Genomic DNA, 209 nt, shown 5'->3' with positions numbered 1-209 from the left:
TTCGTGCTCGGCAGCGCCCGGCAGGGCGACTGGCTGTGCAGCGCGGTCGCCGACGAGCTCGACGCGGTCGTGGTGGCCGTCGACTACCGCCTGGCCCCCACCCACCGCATCCCCGCCGCCCACGAGGACTGCTACGAGGCGCTGCTGTGGACCCATGAGCACGCCGACGCCCTCGGTGCCGACCCCGCGCGCCTGGGGCTGATGGGCGA

Annotated in this window: 1 protein-coding gene; it reads left to right on the top strand. The window is 75.1% G+C overall.

Annotated features, from left to right (window positions below; genetic code table 11):
- On the top strand, nt 1-209 hold a 209-nt coding region (locus tag QWJ41_RS21860; RefSeq protein WP_302710598.1), incomplete at both ends, for an alpha/beta hydrolase fold domain-containing protein.

It is taken from the genome of Nocardioides cremeus, assembly GCF_030518195.1.
Lineage (GTDB): Bacteria > Actinomycetota > Actinomycetes > Propionibacteriales > Nocardioidaceae > Nocardioides > Nocardioides cremeus.
The sequence above is the reverse complement of the archived record's forward strand: the minus strand, read 5'-3'. Positions and strand labels throughout refer to the sequence as shown.